Genomic DNA, 16,628 nt, shown 5'->3' with positions numbered 1-16,628 from the left:
GCGCCTGGCTCAGTCGGTGGGCTCGTCGTCGACGGCGTTCGCCGAGCGTCGGCGCGCTTTGAGCACGCGGTAGCCCTTGCCGATGGCATCGCGCGTGACCTGGAACTCGGCAGGCAGCTCGTTCTCGAGCCATCGGTGGAGCGAATCGGAGCCGAGGTTCCGTTGGACGACGAGCCACGCGTCCGAATCCACGTCGAGCCGGGGCAGCCAGTGCATGAGCAGCTCGTGCAGTGCGTCCTTGCCGATGCGAATGGGCGGGTTGGACCAGATCGTACGGAACACCAGGTCATCGGGAACATCCTGGGGCAGGACGGCGTTGACGTTGGTGAGGCCGAGACGCTCGGCGTTCATGCGCGTGAGTTCGAGGGCACGTTCGTTGACGTCAACAGCCCAGACAGTGGCGTGCGGCGACGCCAGCGCCAGGGAGAGCGCGATGGGCCCCCAGCCGCACCCGATGTCGAGCAGATTGCCACCGGGCGGGGGCGTCGGAACGTTGGCGAGGAGCACCTGGGTGCCCGTGTCGATGTGGTCGGGGCTGAAGATGCCGCTCGCGGAGGACAACTGACGTTGTACCCCGCCGAGGGAGACGCTGATGGGGCGGAGCTTCAACTCGCTGCCGGGTTCAGGAGTGAAATAGTGCTCTTGTGCCATACAGGAAACGTACCGGAGAGTAAGGAAGTAGGGTTAATGCGATGACGAAACCAGACGAATCGATCCAGCCCACCACCGACGACGTCGTCGATCGGGTGTTGTCGAGCGCCGCATCGAAGTCGTCCGGGTACTCCCTCTTCGGCAGCAACGCAGCGGCTCTGCAGGCGCAGAACACGGCCGGCGGCACCTCCGACGACGGCGAGCAGTTCGATCGTGAGGACAGACAGGCCCTTCGGCGTGTCGCCGGACTCTCGACGGAGCTGCAGGATGTCACCGAGGTCGAGTACCGCCAGTTGCGGCTCGAGAACGTCGTGATCATCGGCGTCTACCAGCAGGGATCGCTCATCGAGGCGGAGAACTCGCTGCGCGAACTCGCGGCCCTCGCCGAGACCGCCGGTGCGGTCGTGCTCGACGGCATGCTGCAGCGGCGTCCGCACCCGGACCCCAGCACCTATCTCGGCCGCGGCAAAGCGCTCGAATTGCGCGACATCGTGAAGGCGCTCGGCGCGGACACCGTCGTCGCGGACTCCGAACTCGCGCCCAGCCAGCGCCGCGCGCTCGAAGACGCGGTCGGCGTCAAGGTCATCGACCGCACCGCCGTCATCCTCGACATCTTCAGTCAGCACGCCAAGAGCCGTGAGGGCAAGGCCCAGGTCGAACTCGCGCAGCTCGAGTACCTGCTTCCCCGCCTTCGCGGTTGGGGTGAGTCCATGAGCCGTCAGGCCGGTGGACAGGTCGGCGGCGCCGGAGCCGGCATGGGCTCGCGCGGCCCGGGTGAGACGAAGATCGAACTCGACCGCCGTCGCATCCACACCCGGATGGCGAAGCTCCGGAAGCAGATCGTCGCCATGAAGCCCGCCCGCGAGGCCAAGCGCGCGAACCGAAAGCGGAACACCGTGCCGTCGGTCGCGATCGCCGGGTACACGAACGCCGGCAAGTCGAGCCTGCTGAACCGCATCACGAAGGCCGGCGTCCTCGTCGAGAACTCGCTCTTCGCGACCCTCGACGCCACGGTGCGCCGGAACGTGACCTCCGACGGCCGCGAGTACACGCTCGCCGACACCGTCGGTTTCGTGCGCAACCTGCCGCACCAGCTCGTCGAGGCGTTCCGTTCGACGCTCGAGGAGGTCGCGGACAGCGATGTCATCGTGCACGTCGTCGACGCGTCGCACCCCGACCCCGCCGGCCAGATCGCTACAGTCCGCGACGTCATCGGCGAGGTGGGCGCACGCGGGATCCGCGAACTCGTCGTCTTCAACAAGTCCGATCTCGTCGACGACGGGCAACTGCTCGTCCTCCGCGGGCTCGAACCGGACGGCATCTTCGTCTCGGCCCGCACGGGCGCCGGCATCGACGAGCTCATGGAGCGCATCGAGGCAGTGCTGCCCTCGCCGAGCCGCGAGCTGCACGTCCTCGTGCCCTACGAACGCGGCGACCTCGTGACGATTCTGCACGAGCGCGGCAAGGTCGTCGAGACGGCGTACGACGAGCACGGCACGATCGTGCACGCGTTCGTGAACGACGAGATCGCTGCGCTGCTCGAACCGTTCGCGGTCGCGCCCGCCGCCGCTCGCGAGCTCCTCGCAGCCCATCCGGCAGAGGTCGCGCCGACGGCCTGAATCGGCTGATCCTGCAGCTGCGTGCCACGGCATCGATCAAGAACATCATCGAATCCAGGCGCGACGTGCGTGGGCGGGTCGCAGCGAACGCCTAGCTGGCGGAGCAACGACGAAGGGCCGGATCGACTTGATCCGGCCCTTCGTCGTGTTCGGGGCCCGAGTGCGGGGCGCCGCCCGCGTCAGACGCTGCGAAGAACGGCTACGACCTTGCCGAGGACGTCGGCGTGGTCGCCCAGGATGGGTTCGAACGCGGAGTTTCGCGGGAGCAGCCAGGTGTGGCCGTCGCGCTGGCGGAAGACCTTCACCGTGGCCTCCTCGTCGAGCATGGCCGCGACGATGTCACCGTTCTCCGCCGTCTTCTGCTCGCGTACGACGACCCAGTCGCCGTCGCAGATCGCGGCGTCGATCATCGATTCGCCGACGACCTTCAACATGAAGAGCTCGCCCTTGCCGACGAGCTGGCGGGGGAGTGGGAAGATCTCCTCGACCTGCTGCTCAGCGGTGATGGGGATGCCGGCTGCGATGCGGCCGACGAGCGGGACCATGGCTGCGTCGCCGACGGGCGGGGCCGTCTCCGGGACGCTGCCCTCGACGGCGCTCGGGAGATCGATGAGGATCTCGAGCGCACGCGGCCGGTTGGGGTCGCGACGCAGGTACCCGCTCAGTTCGAGCTGGTTGAGCTGGTGGGTCACGCTCGACAGGGAGGCGAGACCGACCGCGTCGCCGATCTCCCGCATGCTCGGCGGGTACCCCTGGGATGCGACGGCGCGCTGGATCACGTCGAGGATGGCGAGCTGCTTGTCGCTCAGGCTCTTCCTCCGGCGTGTGCCCGTTCGTTCCTGAGCCCCGTCGCTCCTACCGTTCGCTGCCATGTCGCTCCTGCCCGGACCAGTGTCAGTGGGTGCTGGTGTACTCGTTCCAACACTCGAAACTGTATCCAACCCGAGTGCCAGAGACAAACATTCGTTCGAGCGTGTCGCAGGTTTTCGAGGAAATAGATCCGAAGACGTGCTTGAACATTCGAACAATCGAAGATATATTCGGAACATAGCTTCGCATCCGGTGCTCCTGGCCGAACACCGGATGCGAAACCTCGTCAGGAAGACCCGCACTTCCTGCAGACGAGCACTTGGAGGTAGTCATGACTGCAGCACTCATCGGATTCCCGTCGATGCCGACACAAGCGATGCCGACACAAGCGATGCCGACACAAGCGATGCCGACACAAGCGATGTCCGCACGGGCCGTGCCCGGATCCGCATCGACGCCCTCACGCACGGCACTGTCGCACTCGCGACTCCGTCTCACACGACGAGGCCGCGTGGTCTTCACCGTGCTCGCAGCCCTCCCGCTCGTCGTCGCCGTAGCCGTGCTGTCCGTCGGCGCAGGATCCGCTGCGGCGTCGGGGCCCGGGGTAGCCGGTCAGTCCGTCCAGTTCACCTACGTGACGGTCGACCCGGGGGAGTCCCTCTGGGAGCTCGCCGAGTCGATCGCGCCGTCGGCGGACCCGAGGGATGTCATCGCGGAGATCATGAACCTGAATCAGCTGTCCACCGCTCGTGTGGAGCCGGGGCAGCGTCTCGCCATCCCGCAGCAGTACGCGAGCTGAGCAGCCGGTCGATGCGTCGGTCGATGAGACGGCTGTTTCGCCGGTCTGCGGCGGTGTAGTCGGTACGATTGACGGGTGACCGCTCTCGACGACCTCCCCATCCGCGACGACCTTCGGGGGAAGATCCCCTACGGCGCTCCGCAGGCCCACGTGCCCGTTGCCCTCAACGTCAATGAGAACACGCACCCCATCCCTGAGGACGTCGCACACGACATCGTCGCCTCCCTTGCCGCCGCAGTCCTGACCGTCAACCGGTACCCGGACCGCGAGTTCACCGAACTGCGCGAGTCGCTCGCCCGCTACCTCGGCCACGGCGTGACCGCCGAACAGGTGTGGGCCGGAAACGGATCGAACGAGGTCCTGCAGCACATCCTCCAGGCGTTCGGCGGACCCGGCCGTTCGCTGCTCGGGTTCACCCCGACCTACTCGATGTATCCGCTGCTCGCCGCGGGCGTCGGCTCCACCTGGATCGCAGCGACCCGAGACGCCGATTTCGAGCTCTCCCCGGAGACGGCCGCAGCCCAGGTGCGCGAATCGGATCCGGACGTCATCTTCCTGTGCTCGCCGAACAACCCGACGGGCACGCCGCTCTCCCTCGAGACGATCGAGGCCGTCTACGAGGCGTCGAGCGGAATCGTCGTCGTCGACGAGGCGTACGCCGAGTTCGCGCCCGACGGAGAGGCGAGCGCGCTGACGCTCCTCGAAGGCCGTCCGCGTCTCCTCGTCTCGCGCACCATGAGCAAGGCGTTCGCATTCGCAGGCGTCCGCGTCGGCTACCTCGCGGCCGACCCTGCCGTGATCGACGCCCTCCGGCTCGTCCGGCTGCCCTACCACCTCAGCGCTCTGACCCAGGCGGCGGCCACGGCGGCGCTCCGCCACTCCGCGGAGATGCTCGCGATGGTCGACGACATCCGCGGCCAGCGCGATCGCCTCGTGGTCGAGCTCGAAGCGCTCGGCTACCAGCCGCACCGGAGCGGGTCGAACTTCGTCCTCTTCGGCGGGGTCGACGATCCGAACGCGGTCTTCGAGGAGCTCTTCGCTCGTGGCATCCTCATCCGTGACGTCGGCATCCCGAACCACCTGCGGGTGACTGCAGGGACAGAGGCGGAGACGACAGCGTTCCTCGAAGCCCTGGCCTCCGTCACCGCCCGCTGACCGCCCGCTGACCGCTGACCGCTCACGACGGTCCGCTCACGACGGTCCGCTCACGTTCATCGAACCGCGGTGCAACGGGACGAGCCCGCCTGAGCGAATCGCGCAGCCGGGCTCGTCACGTTCCGTCGAGCGTCGCTCAGGCGGGGAGCTTCGTCACGGCTTCCTCCGCGGCGACCCAGGGGAGCATTGCGCACTTCACGCGCGCGATGTACTTCGAAACACCGCTGAAGGCCGCGGCGTCCCCGAAGCGGTCCTCATCGAACTCCAGCTTGCCGCGTGACCGGATGACCTCTCTGAACTCGTCTGCGAGCTGGGTGAGCTCCGCGATCGTGAGTCCGGGAGCGAGATCGGACAGGCATGACGTGGATGCCTGGGAGATCGAGCAGCCGTGGCCTTCCCAGGCGATCGATTCGAGGTGCTCGCCGTCGGCGGCGAGGTGGAGCTGCAGGGTGACCTCGTCGCCGCACGTCGGGTTCAGCTGATGCGCTTCCGCTGCGGCGCCGTCGTGTAGGCCGAAGCCGTGGCGCTCCTTCGCATGGTCGAGGATGAGCTGCTGGTACAGGCTCTCGAGGCCGCTCATCGCTCGGCTCCGAAGAACGCGGCGACCCGGCTCGTCGATTCGAGGAACGCGTCGATCTCCGCTTCCGTGGTGTAGAGGTAGGTGCTCGCTCGTGTCGATGCGGTGAGGCCGAGTCTTCTGTGGAGCGGCTGCGCGCAGTGGTGGCCGACGCGGATCGCGATGCCCTGGTCGTCGAGGAACTGCCCCACGTCGTGGGCGTGGACGCCCTCCAGATCGAAGGCCGCGAGTCCGACGCGTTCGTCGCCCGGGCGGGGACCGATGAGCCGGACGCCCGGGATGGCTGCGAGGCCCGAGGCCAGTCGCTGACCGTAGGCGGACTCGGTCGCGTGGATGCGGTCCATCCCGTAGGCGCCGAGCACGTCGATAGCCGCTGCGAGAGCGATGGCCTGCGAGACGGGCTGTGTCCCGGCCTCGAACCGCTGCGGCGAGGGCAGGAAGGTGGCTCCCTCCATCGTCACGGTCTGGATCATCGATCCGCCCGTGAGGAACGGCGGCAGGGCGTCGAGCAGTGCGCGGCGGCCCCAGAGGACGCCGATCCCGGTGGGTCCGAGCATCTTGTGGCCGGAGAAGACGAGGAAGTCCACGCCGAGCTCGGTCACGTCGATGGGGAGGTGCGGTACGGACTGGCACGCGTCCAGGACGACGAGGGCGCCGACGGCGTGCGCGAGCGAGGTGAACCGTTCGACGGGCGCGATTGCGCCAGTGACGTTCGAGACGTGGGCGAACGCGACGATGCGCGTGCGTTCCCCGATGATGCCGGCCGCGGCGTCGGCATCGATGATCCCGTGGTCGTCGACCGGGATGAAGCGGAGGACCGCGCCGGTGCGCGCCGCGAGCTGCTGCCAGGGGATGAGGTTCGCGTGGTGCTCGGCCTCGGTCACGACGATCTCGTCGCCCGCTCTGAGCCGGAACCGATCGGCTTCCGGACCGCCGAGGCCGGCGCTCGCGTTGCCGATCGCGTAGGCGAGGAGGTTGAGGGCGCCGGTGGCGCCCGACGTCCAGACGACCTCCCGCGGGTCCGCGCCGATGAACGTCGCCACCCGCTCGCGGGCCTGCTCGAAGAGTTCGGTGGCCTCTGCGGCGAGCGTGTGCGCACCGCGGTGCACGGCGGAGTTCGACCGCCTCGCGTAGTCGGCCTCCGCGTCGATGACCGATTCCGGTCGTTGCGAGGTCGCTCCGGAGTCCAGATAGACGAGCGGATGTCCGTTGACGACGCTCGTGAGCAGGGGGAACCGCGTCCGGATCGCTTCGATCTCGTGCTGATCGAGCGGGGACGTGGTGTGGTCGATGGTTCTGGTCATGGTCACCTCACCTTCAACGATAGGTGCATCCATCCGCTTCGCGACCCGTGTGACGGATGCCGATCCCGCGTCCGCCGCCGATAGACTGGCCGCATGAGCACCCAGCAGCGCACCGCCCGTCTGCAGCGCGAGACGAGTGAATCCAGCATCGAACTGGAACTGAACCTCGACGGCACGGGCGTCAGCCACATCGACACCTCCGTTCCGTTCTACGACCACCTGCTGACGGCGTTCGCGAAGCACTCGCTCACCGACCTCACGGTGCGCGCGAAAGGCGACATCGAGATCGACGTGCACCACACGGTCGAGGACGTCGCGATCGTTCTCGGTCAGGCGATCCGTCAGGCGCTCGGCGACAAGTCGGGCATCTCGCGCTACGGCGACGCGCTCGTGCCGCTGGATGAGGCTCTCGTGCAGGCCGTCGTCGATATCTCCGGTCGCCCGTACCTCGTGCACGAGGGCGAGCCAGAGGGCTTCGAGTTCCACCTGATCGGCGGACACTTCACCGGCTCGATGGTCCGCCACGTCTTCGAGGCGATCGCGTACAACGCGGCGCTCACCGTGCACGTCCGCGTGCTCTCCGGCCGCGACCCGCACCACATCGCCGAAGCGGAACTCAAGGCGTTCGCGCGCGCGTTCCGCCAGGCGAAGGCGCTCGACCCGCTCGTGACCGGCATCCCGTCGACCAAGGGCGCCCTGTGACCTCGGCTCGCCCACGCGTCGTCGTCCTCGACTACGGCTCCGGCAACGTCCACTCCGCCGTCAAGGCCCTGGAGCTGGCGGGGGCCGATGTCGAGCTCACGGGCGACCGCGCGGCCGCGCAGAATGCTGACGGCCTCGTCGTGCCCGGTGTCGGTGCGTTCAGCGCCGTCATCGATGCGCTCAAGGCCTCCCGCGGAGACGAACTGATCGACCGCCGCCTCGCGGGCGGCCGTCCCGTCCTCGGCATCTGCGTCGGCATGCAGGTGCTCTTCGAGCGCGGCGTCGAGCGCGGCGTGGAGTCGGAAGGCCTCGGAGAATGGCCAGGAGCCGTCACACGGCTCGACGCGCCCGTCATCCCGCACATGGGCTGGAACACGGTCGACTCGGATCCGGAATCGGTCCTGTTCGAGGGCATCGCAGACGAACGCTTCTACTTCGTGCACTCCTATGGTGCCCAGGACTGGACGCTCGACGTCATGCCGCCGTTCCCCAAACCACGCCTGACCTGGGCGACCCACGGAACCCCGTTCCTCGCCGCAGTGGAGAACGGTCCGCTCTCCGCGACGCAGTTCCACCCGGAGAAGTCCGGCACGGCCGGCATCCGCCTCCTCTCCAACTGGCTCGGCACCCTCTAGAGGACTAGGATCTTGTGCTTGTGCCGGTGCGACGATCCGGCCGCATCCAAGAGAGACAGTGAGTGATGAGCGAGTTCAACACGACCCCCGGACTGGTGCTGCTCCCCGCGGTCGACATCGCCGGAGGAAAGGCCGTCCGCCTCACCCAGGGTGAGGCCGGCACGGAGACCAACTACGGCGACCCCGTCGACGCGGCCATGGACTGGGCCGACCAGGGCGCCGAGTGGATCCACCTCGTCGACCTCGATGCGGCGTTCGGCCGGGGCAACAACCGTTCGATCCTCAAGAAGGTCATCAAGCAGACCCGCGGCGTGAACATCGAGCTGTCCGGCGGCATCCGCGACGACGCCTCGCTGGAGCAGGCCCTCGAGACCGGTGCCAAGCGCATCAACCTCGGCACCGCCGCGCTCGAGAATCCCGAGTGGGCCGCGAACGTCATCGGTCAGTACGGCGAAGCGATCGCCGTCGGGCTGGACGTTCGTGGAACGACGCTCGCCGCCCGTGGCTGGACGCAGGACGCCGGCGACCTCTGGACCGTGCTTGACCGCCTCGAGCAGGCCGGTTGCGCGCGCTACGTGGTGACCGACGTCACGAAGGACGGCACGCTGCAGGGCCCCAACATCGAGCTCCTCAAACAGGTCATGGAGCGCACGCACCGCCCCGTCGTCGCTTCCGGCGGCGTGTCGAGCCTCGACGACCTCACGGCGCTTCGCGCGCTCGTCCCCAAGGGCCTCGAGGGTGCCATCATCGGCAAGGCCCTCTACGCGGGCGCGTTCACCCTCGCCGAGGCGCTGGATGTCGCGTCCGACTGATCCCGGTCGGGAGGAACCGACCGGAGCACGTCACGACCACGGCAACCACGCGGACTCCGCGGGCCAGCCGTGGGCCGGACGCAGCTTCCCGTCCACTCCTCCCTCGACGGACGACGGTAGCGCTCCAGAGCGCTTGATCGAAGCCATCCGCCGGTTCCAAGCGCGCGAGGTCGGGGAAGCAGAGGTCGTCGACGCGTTCCGTGAATCGCGGCTCCTCATCCCACTCGTCGCCCACCTGGGCGAAGCGGGGGAGAATCATCACGGCGAGCTCGTCGACAAGTCGCAGGAGCTCTCGATCGTGACGGTCGACGGCCCCGACGGGCGCACCGTCCTGCCGGTGTTCAGCTCGGTGGACGCGATGTCGTCGTGGAACGCGAAAGCGCGGCCGATCCCGGCCGACGGTGTTCGAGTCGCGCTTGCGGCGGCGAGCGAGCAGACCGACGTGGTCGTCCTCGACCCCACGAGTCCGACCGAGTTCGCGATCCGTCGCCCGGCGCTCTGGGCGATCGCGCAGTCACTGCCATGGACGCCGAGTTATGCGGACCGTTCGGTCATCGAGGCCTTCGAGCGGTCGATCGAGTCCGAGTTGGCGGTCGTGGGCGTGGACCTCTCCGCCGGAGACCCGGGTGCGCGACTCGCTGCGTCCGAGCTCGTCATCGGCCTGCGACTCCTCGCCGGACTGACGCAGACGGAACTGGACGCCGTGCTCGCGCGACTCGCGCAGCGCTGGGCCGCCGACGAGGTCATCGCGACCCGCGTCGACTCGCTCGCCGTCAAGCTCTCCGCGGCCTGATCCCGCCGCCGGTTGAGCCCGCCCTGCACACCCCAAACCTCCGTTTTCGTGCAATACGACCCTTTTCGAGGGCACTTCTTGCACGAAAACGGAGGTTTGGGTGGGGTGGGGTGGGGTGGGAGGACGGCGGAGCTAGTTGACGGGACCCGTCCACTTCTCGCCGGGCCCCTGACCGATCGGGTCCGGGATGCTCGACGCCTCACGGAAGGCGAGCTGCAGTGACCGCAGACCGTCGCGCAACGACCGCGCGTGCATGTCGGCGATCTCCGGCGCACCGGCCGTGATGAGGCCCGCGAGCGCGTTGATGAGCTTGCGCGCTTCATCCAGATCGAGCTGCTGATCCGGGTCGTCGGCGAGGCCGCACTTGATCGCAGCGGCGCTCATGAGGTGCACCGCTGCGGTCGTGATGACCTCCACCGCAGGCACCTCCGCGATGTCTCGTGTGGCCTGGAACGTCTCGTCGTCATCGTCGTACGGGGAAGTGTGCGGAGTAGTGCTGTCGTTCACGTCAATCCTCTGGTAGTCTTGTGCGGTGCTCCGGGACTTTGGTTCCGGTACGAAAGAGGAGATTCTCCCACCCGCGCTTGACCGCTAGACAAGGTTACCGGGTTGTCACGCTCCGCCAGACGTGTTTCACGTTCGGTAGCAAGGGTGTGTGTACTCACCGAATTCTGTTCGGGGGTACGGGTGTGTGTTGATCCACTTTCGTCACGTGCGGATATCCATTCGGGCGTGTGGCAACCCACCCAGTAGAGGAGTTCCGCATCAGCGATCCCCGTACCAATGACCGTATCCGCGTCCCGGAGGTCCGTCTCGTCGGCCCAGGCGGAGAACAGGTCGGCGTCGTCAAAATCGAGGTCGCCCTTCGCCTCGCGCAGGAAGCTGACCTCGACCTCGTCGAAGTCGCACCCAATTCCAAGCCGCCCGTCGCGAAGATCATGGACTACGGCAAGTTCAAGTACGAAGCTGCGCAGAAGGCGAAAGAAGCCCGGCGCAACCAGGCGAACACGATCCTCAAAGAGGTTCGTTTCCGCCTCAAGATCGACGCTCACGACTACGAGACCAAGCGCAAGCGGGCTGAGGGCTTCCTCAAGACCGGTGACAAGGTGAAAGCCATGATCCAGTTCCGCGGCCGCGAGCAGTCCCGTCCAGAGCAGGGCGTACGCCTGCTCCGCAAGTTTGCCGAAGACGTGTCGGAATTCGGAACCATCGAATCCACCCCCACCGTCGACGGACGCAACATGGTCATGGTCATCGGCCCGCTGAAGAACAAAGCGGAAGCCAAGGCCGAGGCCAACGCACACCGTGCGGCATCGAAGGCGCGTCCGGCCGAGGAGCCGGAAGCCGTCGAGACCGCTGAGGCAGAGTCATCTGCCGACGAGAACCGATAAGAAAGAGGAATCGAATGCCGAAGCAGAAGACCCACTCCGGGGCCAAGAAGCGATTCAAGGTCACCGGCAGCGGCAAGCTGATGAAGCAGCAGGCCGGTATGCGCCACAACCTGGAGAGCAAGTCCAGCCGTCGTACCCGTCGCCTGAACCAGGACCAGGTGCTGGCTCCGGCCGACGCCAAGGTCATGAAGAAGCTGCTCGGTCGCTAACGACCGCTACACCGAAGGAACACACAGAACATGGCAAGAGTCAAAAGGGCGGTCAACGCTCACAAGAAGCGTCGCGTCATCCTCGAGCGCGCCTCCGGCTACCGCGGACAGCGTTCGCGCCTGTACCGCAAGGCCAAAGAGCAGGTCACGCACTCGCTCGTCTACTCGTACCGTGACCGTCGCGCACGGAAGGGTGACTTCCGTCGCCTGTGGATCCAGCGCATCAACGCTGCATCGCGCGCCAACGGCCTCACGTACAACCGCCTCATCCAGGGTCTCAGCCTTGCCGGCATCGAGGTCGACCGTCGTATCCTCGCCGACCTCGCGGTCAACGACGCAGCGACGTTCACGACGCTCGTGAAGGCTGCCAAGGCAGCCCTGCCCGCCGACACCTCGGCTCCCAAGGTCACCGCAGCGTAGTCGTCACGACTCCTGCGTCCTCTGCGGACGGCAACACTTCGAACGGCCCGGTTCCCCTGCGGAACCGGGCCGTTCGTGTTCTCCCAGGGGCGCCACCGTGTTTTCCTGCTCAGGACTCTCCGGCATTCGTCGGGCAGGGCGCCCTCGGCCTAGACTGGGATCGTGCTCGACAATCCGCGTTCACCACGCGTCCGTGCCGTAGCCAAGCTCGCCAAACGCCCGGCGAGACTGGAAACCGGCCTGTTCCTCCTCGAAGGACCCCAAGCGGTCTCTGAGGCGCTCACCTACCGACCCCAGTTGGTCGTCGACCTCTTCGCGACGCCGACGGCGCTCGAACGCTACGGGGACATCGCCCAGGCCGCGGCCGACGCGGACATCGAGGTGGAGTTCGTCACCGAGCAGGTCCTCGAGTCGATGGCGGACACCGTCACGCCGCAGGGGTTCGTCGCGGTCGCGCACCAGTTCCCGACCTCGGTCAAGGACATCTTCGCCGGCCAGCCGAAGCTCGTCGTGATCCTCGAGGAGGTCCGGGACCCGGGCAACCTCGGTACGATCATCCGCGCCGCCGATGCCGCGGGGGCCGACGCCGTCGTCCTGAGCGGTCGCACGGTCGATCTGTACAACCCGAAGGTGGTCCGGTCCACGACCGGTTCCCTCTTCCACCTGCCCGTCGCCGTGGATGCAGAGCTCTCCTCGGTCGTCGAGCGCGCCCGCGGCGCCGGACTCCAGGTCCTCGCCGCCGATGTGAAGGGCGACGACCTCCTGGTCGCGCGTTCGGAGGGCATCCTCGCCCAGCCGACGGCCTGGGTCTTCGGCAATGAGGCTCGCGGGCTCACCGACGAGCAGCTGCTCGTTGTGGACCGTGCACTTACGGTACCGATCTACGGCCATGCGGAGAGCATGAACCTTGCGACTGCCGCGTCCGTGTGCGTCTTCGAGAGTGCGTTCGCCCAGCACGCTTGAGCAACATCCGTTGCCGATTCGGTCACAAACGTGTAACCGTCATGTGACAAAACGGTGCTCGGCGGTTCCGTTCCCCTAACGTGGGGGCCATGGAGCCAACAGTGCCGAACTCCGAACCGGTCAACCCGTCCGCGCAGCGCAATCCCTACGAAACGACGAGCAACCCCATCGTCGCCGATCATGGCGAACCCCTCGTCGTCATGCAGAACGTGGACAAGCACTACGGCGATTTCCAGGCGTTGAAGAACATCAACCTCACCGTCAACAAGGGTGAGGTCGTCGTCGTCATCGGACCCTCCGGGTCAGGGAAATCGACCCTCTGCCGCACGATCAACCGGCTCGAGACCATCACCTCGGGTGAGATCCGCATCGACGGGAAGAAGCTTCCAGAGGAAGGCAAGCAGCTCGCCGAGTTGCGCGCCGACGTCGGGATGGTCTTCCAGTCGTTCAACCTCTTCGCCCACAAGACCATCCGCGAGAACGTGACGCTCGGTCCCATCAAGGTCCGCAAGCAGAAGCGCGCCGATGCCGACGAGGCCGCGAAGGTGCTCCTCGAACGCGTCGGCGTCGGCGTGCAGGCGGACAAGCTGCCCGCCCAACTCTCCGGCGGCCAGCAGCAGCGCGTCGCGATCGCCCGTGCGCTCGCCATGAAGCCCAAGGTCATGCTCTTCGACGAGCCGACATCGGCGCTCGACCCCGAGATGATCAACGAGGTCCTCGACGTGATGGTCCAGCTCGCAAGCGAGGGCATGACGATGATCGTCGTCACGCACGAGATGGGCTTCGCCAGGAAGGCCGCCGACCGCGTCGTCTTCATGGCCGATGGCGAGATCCTCGAGGACACCGACCCGGAGACGTTCTTCACGAAACCGGAGACGGACCGCGCGAAGGACTTCCTCTCGAAGCTCCTGACGCACTGACGCCGCCGCGTCGGCGGAACAGCCGCCCGAACTGAACCGCTTGCCGGTCAACCCACGACCCCGTCCCACCAGCCGCCCCGCCTGACCCGCCGCCCCGCCCGACCAGTTCACCGACCAGTTCACCGACCACCGAAGCCCCGAGACACCCGAACACCCGACCGCACAACTCCTGCCATGGGCCATCGCCCGCGGCAGACCTCACCAACCGATCGGCCCGACACAGGGCACCAAGGAAGGAAGGAAAACATGCGCAAGAGGCTCATGTTCATTACCGCAGGGGTCGCAGCCGTGACCCTCGCACTCGCCGGCTGCTCGAGCGGCGACGCAGGCAGCCCCGGATCGACCGAAGGATCGAGCGACAGCGCTCCCACCTTCGAGGTCGCGAAGGACGTCACGCTCGAAGGCAGCCCCACGTTCGACAAGATGAAGTCCGCCGACAAGGTGCGGATCGGCGTCAAGGAGGACCAGCCGGGACTCGGCTACCTCGACGCGGCGACGGGGGAGCGCAGTGGATTCGACATCCAGATCGCGACGTGGATCGCGGCATCGCTCGGCTTCGACGCCGACAAGATCGAGTTCAAGGCGATCCCGAGCGCGAACCGCGAATCCGCGATCGTGAACGGTGACATCGACTACTACGTCGGCACCTACTCGATCACCGACAAGCGCAAGACGCAGATCGACTTCGCCGGCCCGTACTTCGAGACCGGACAGGGTCTGCTGGTCGCGTCCGACAACAAGGACATCACGTCCGAGGACGATCTCGCCGGCAAGACGGTCTGCTCTGCGACAGGCTCCACGCCGATCCAGAACATCAAGGACAACTTCCCGGACACGAAGACGGTCGAGTTCGACACGTACTCGCAGTGCGTGGAAGCCCTGACCGATGGCAAGGCCGATGCGGTCACGACCGACCAGGCCATCCTCATCGGCTATGCGTCGGCATCGCCCGACACGCTCAAGGTCGTCGGGAAGCCGTTCAGCACCGAGCTGTACGGCGTCGGCCTGCCGAAGGGCGACGACGCCCTCCGGCACTTCATCAACACGATGTTCACCGATGGTGGCGACACCTGGACGGCGATCTACGACTCCACCCTCGGCGCCTCCGGCACCAAGGTGACGCAGCCGAAGGTCGACGACTACTAAGCAGCGCCCCGGGCGGCCGCCGACCAGCGGCCGTCCGGGGGAGCTGTCCCGTCGACTCCGCCCCTGCTTCCAGCATCGGGCGACCATCTCGGAAAGGCGCGCTGGACATGAACGTCCTCCTCGACAACCTCGACCTCTTCGTCACGGGGTTCAAGAACACCCTCCTGCTGTTCGTCGTCTCGGGGTTCTTCGCCCTGATCCTCGGCACGATCGTCGGGGCGATGCGGGTCTCGCCCGTCCCGTCCATGCGCTTCTTCGGCACGCTGTACGTCAACACGGTGCGCAACACCCCGCTGACCCTCATCCTCTTCTTCTTCGCGTTCGGCTACCCGAAGCTCGGCCTGCCGGACGTCAACTACACGACCCTCGCGATCATCGGCCTCAGCCTCTACACGGCGACGTACGTGGCCGAGGTGCTGCGCTCCGGCGTCAACACGGTTCCCCTCGGCCAGGCGGAGGCGGCCAGGGCGATCGGCCTGCCCTTCGGTCTGACCATGACGCTGATCATCCTCCCGCAGGCGTTCCGGGCGGTGCTGCCGCCCCTCTTCAGCGTGCTCATCGCGCTCCTCAAGAACACCACCGTCGCCGCAGGGTTCTCCGTCGCAGAAGCCGGGGCCATCCGAGCGAACCTGTCCGAGCGCGGTGAACCGCTCCTCATCGGGCTCCTGTGGGTCGCGCTGATCTTCGTCGCACTCGTCTCGCTGCTCTCGCTCGCTCAACGAGCGTTCGAGAAGAAATGGAAGGTGGCGCGATGAGCTCCGTCCTGTTCGACACCCCCGGCCCGAAAGCCGTCGTCCGCTACCGCTGGATCGGTCTCGCGACCGTGATCGTCGTTGTGGCGATCTTCGCGTTCATCGTCTACCGCTTCATCGAGACCGGCCAGTTCACCGCATCGAAGTGGAAGCTCTTCACCTTCCCGCGCGTGTGGGAGCAGATCCTGCAGGCGACGGGCGCGACGCTCTCGGCATTCGCGGTCGCTGCGGTGCTCAGTCTCGTCCTCGGGCTCGTGCTCGCGATCGGCCGGCTCTCCGACCACAAGATCGTCAGCGTTCCGTTCACGATCTTCATCGAGTTCTTCCGAGCCGTCCCCGTGCTCATCCTGATGATGCTCATGTACTACGGGCTGCCGCCGCTCGGGGTGAAGGTGACCCCGTTCATCGCCGTCGTCGTCGGCCTCACGCTCTACAACGCCGCGGTGTTCTCCGAGATCTTCCGGGCCGGCATCGAGTCGCTCCCGCGAGGCCAGAAGGAAGCGGGCTACGCGATCGGGCTCCGGAAGTCCGGTGTGATGCGCATCATCCTGTTCCCGCAGGCGATCCGGGCGATGATGCCCGTCATCATCGCGCAGCTCGTCGTCACCCTCAAGGACACGGCGCTCGGCTTCCTCATCACCTACCAGGAGCTTCTGTACCTCGCGAAGCAGTTCGGTTCGCAGGCGCTGTACGGCAGCCCGATCATCCCGTCGATCATCGTGATGGGTTCGATCTACATCGTGCTCTGCCTCATCCTCTCCGGCATCGCGAAGTGGGTCGAGATCCGGACGAGGCGGTCGCCCCGGGTGCGTGGAGCGAGACTCGACACGACGCTCGAGGTGACGGACACGCAGGTCATCGCGCAACAGCGGGCGTGATCTCGCCCGAGAGCATCCTTGCTGCAGCCGGAGGCCCCGAACCGAAACCGGCTCGGGGCCTCCGCTCCGCCCGCCCCGCCGCCCACCTGGGT

At 66.9% G+C, this 16,628-nt stretch carries 20 protein-coding genes; 15 read left to right on the top strand and 5 right to left on the bottom strand.

What is annotated here, in order from left to right; translation table 11 throughout:
• Positions 1–9: 9 nt before the first annotated feature.
• Complete coding sequence (locus ACQ3HB_RS17165) at positions 10–651, bottom strand: class I SAM-dependent methyltransferase (protein WP_430921656.1); 642 nt, start codon at positions 649–651, stop codon at positions 10–12.
• A gap of 41 nt (positions 652–692) precedes the next feature.
• Here ACQ3HB_RS17165 and hflX point away from each other — a divergent pair, with 41 nt between their 5' ends.
• Positions 693–2,270 carry a GTPase HflX gene (hflX, locus tag ACQ3HB_RS17160; RefSeq protein ID WP_430921654.1) on the top strand — a complete coding sequence of 526 codons (1,578 nt, stop codon included), beginning with the start codon at positions 693–695 and terminating at the stop codon, positions 2,268–2,270.
• 179 nt (positions 2,271–2,449) lie between these two features.
• Here hflX and lexA read toward each other — a convergent pair whose 3' ends face one another.
• Positions 2,450–3,142 (bottom strand): transcriptional repressor LexA, encoded by a 693-nt coding sequence (lexA, locus tag ACQ3HB_RS17155; RefSeq protein WP_430921653.1) that lies wholly within the window; start codon positions 3,140–3,142, stop codon positions 2,450–2,452.
• Positions 3,143–3,411: 269 nt separating this feature from the next.
• On the opposite strand from lexA, the gene ACQ3HB_RS17150 reads away from it, so the two are divergent.
• Positions 3,412–3,879, top strand: coding sequence for a LysM peptidoglycan-binding domain-containing protein (locus ACQ3HB_RS17150; RefSeq protein ID WP_430921651.1), 468 nt, complete (start codon positions 3,412–3,414; stop codon positions 3,877–3,879).
• A 75-nt stretch (positions 3,880–3,954) separates the two neighbouring features.
• Positions 3,955–5,034: a histidinol-phosphate transaminase gene (locus ACQ3HB_RS17145; RefSeq protein ID WP_430921650.1), complete on the top strand. Its 1,080-nt coding sequence runs from the start codon at positions 3,955–3,957 to the stop codon at positions 5,032–5,034.
• A 136-nt stretch (positions 5,035–5,170) separates the two neighbouring features.
• Here ACQ3HB_RS17145 and sufU read toward each other — a convergent pair whose 3' ends face one another.
• Both sufU and ACQ3HB_RS17135 read right to left on the bottom strand, forming a co-directional pair.
• Positions 5,171–5,614, bottom strand: coding sequence for a Fe-S cluster assembly sulfur transfer protein SufU (sufU, locus tag ACQ3HB_RS17140; protein ID WP_430921648.1), 444 nt, complete (start codon positions 5,612–5,614; stop codon positions 5,171–5,173).
• Positions 5,611–6,915 (bottom strand): cysteine desulfurase, encoded by a 1,305-nt coding sequence (locus ACQ3HB_RS17135; RefSeq protein ID WP_430921646.1) that lies wholly within the window; start codon positions 6,913–6,915, stop codon positions 5,611–5,613. Before ACQ3HB_RS17135 ends, sufU begins: the two co-directional genes overlap by 4 nt.
• 93 nt (positions 6,916–7,008) lie before the next feature.
• On the opposite strand from ACQ3HB_RS17135, the gene hisB reads away from it, so the two are divergent.
• From hisB to ACQ3HB_RS17115, 4 genes are all read left to right on the top strand, one after another.
• Positions 7,009–7,617, top strand: a complete 609-nt coding sequence (hisB, locus tag ACQ3HB_RS17130) for an imidazoleglycerol-phosphate dehydratase HisB (protein ID WP_430921644.1) — start codon at positions 7,009–7,011, stop codon at positions 7,615–7,617.
• Positions 7,614–8,252, top strand: coding sequence for an imidazole glycerol phosphate synthase subunit HisH (hisH, locus tag ACQ3HB_RS17125; protein WP_430921642.1), 639 nt, complete (start codon positions 7,614–7,616; stop codon positions 8,250–8,252). Before hisB ends, hisH begins: the two co-directional genes overlap by 4 nt.
• Before the next feature lie 65 nt (positions 8,253–8,317).
• Positions 8,318–9,064, top strand: a complete 747-nt coding sequence (gene priA, locus ACQ3HB_RS17120; protein ID WP_430921640.1) for a bifunctional 1-(5-phosphoribosyl)-5-((5-phosphoribosylamino)methylideneamino)imidazole-4-carboxamide isomerase/phosphoribosylanthranilate isomerase PriA — start codon at positions 8,318–8,320, stop codon at positions 9,062–9,064.
• Positions 9,048–9,857 carry an SseB family protein gene (locus ACQ3HB_RS17115; RefSeq protein WP_430921638.1) on the top strand — a complete coding sequence of 270 codons (810 nt, stop codon included), beginning with the start codon at positions 9,048–9,050 and terminating at the stop codon, positions 9,855–9,857. The genes priA and ACQ3HB_RS17115 overlap by 17 nt, the downstream gene beginning before the upstream one ends.
• A gap of 132 nt (positions 9,858–9,989) precedes the next feature.
• Here ACQ3HB_RS17115 and ACQ3HB_RS17110 read toward each other — a convergent pair whose 3' ends face one another.
• Entirely contained in the window at positions 9,990–10,364 is a 375-nt protein-coding gene (locus ACQ3HB_RS17110) for a DUF1844 domain-containing protein (RefSeq protein WP_430921637.1), read from the bottom strand.
• Between the two features lie 227 nt (positions 10,365–10,591).
• Between ACQ3HB_RS17110 and infC the strand changes: the two genes are divergently transcribed.
• The 8 genes from infC to ACQ3HB_RS17070 all read left to right on the top strand — a co-directional run bounded on the left by infC (position 10,592) and on the right by ACQ3HB_RS17070 (position 16,536).
• A complete protein-coding gene (gene infC, locus ACQ3HB_RS17105) occupies positions 10,592–11,248 on the top strand; it encodes a translation initiation factor IF-3 (RefSeq protein ID WP_430921635.1) in 657 nt (218 codons plus the stop codon).
• 14 nt (positions 11,249–11,262) lie between these two features.
• On the top strand, positions 11,263–11,457 hold the full coding sequence (gene rpmI, locus ACQ3HB_RS17100) for a 50S ribosomal protein L35 (RefSeq protein ID WP_056012069.1): 195 nt from the start codon (positions 11,263–11,265) through the stop codon (positions 11,455–11,457).
• A gap of 30 nt (positions 11,458–11,487) precedes the next feature.
• On the top strand, positions 11,488–11,877 hold the full coding sequence (gene rplT / locus ACQ3HB_RS17095) for a 50S ribosomal protein L20 (RefSeq protein ID WP_430921634.1): 390 nt from the start codon (positions 11,488–11,490) through the stop codon (positions 11,875–11,877).
• 162 nt (positions 11,878–12,039) lie between these two features.
• Positions 12,040–12,840, top strand: coding sequence for a TrmH family RNA methyltransferase (locus ACQ3HB_RS17090; RefSeq protein WP_430921632.1), 801 nt, complete (start codon positions 12,040–12,042; stop codon positions 12,838–12,840).
• 200 nt (positions 12,841–13,040) lie between these two features.
• Positions 13,041–13,760 carry an amino acid ABC transporter ATP-binding protein gene (locus ACQ3HB_RS17085; RefSeq protein WP_430921774.1) on the top strand — a complete coding sequence of 240 codons (720 nt, stop codon included), beginning with the start codon at positions 13,041–13,043 and terminating at the stop codon, positions 13,758–13,760.
• Between the two features lie 246 nt (positions 13,761–14,006).
• Entirely contained in the window at positions 14,007–14,906 is a 900-nt protein-coding gene (locus ACQ3HB_RS17080) for a glutamate ABC transporter substrate-binding protein (protein ID WP_430921631.1), read from the top strand.
• A 107-nt stretch (positions 14,907–15,013) separates the two neighbouring features.
• Positions 15,014–15,661, top strand: a complete 648-nt coding sequence (locus ACQ3HB_RS17075) for an amino acid ABC transporter permease (protein ID WP_430921630.1) — start codon at positions 15,014–15,016, stop codon at positions 15,659–15,661.
• Positions 15,658–16,536, top strand: coding sequence for an amino acid ABC transporter permease (locus ACQ3HB_RS17070; protein WP_430921629.1), 879 nt, complete (start codon positions 15,658–15,660; stop codon positions 16,534–16,536). The genes ACQ3HB_RS17075 and ACQ3HB_RS17070 overlap by 4 nt, the downstream gene beginning before the upstream one ends.
• Positions 16,537–16,628 lie beyond the last annotated feature (92 nt).

This window comes from Plantibacter lichenum (assembly GCF_050587525.1).
Classification (GTDB): domain Bacteria; phylum Actinomycetota; class Actinomycetes; order Actinomycetales; family Microbacteriaceae; genus Plantibacter.
This window is presented reverse-complemented; position numbering and strand designations above follow the sequence as displayed.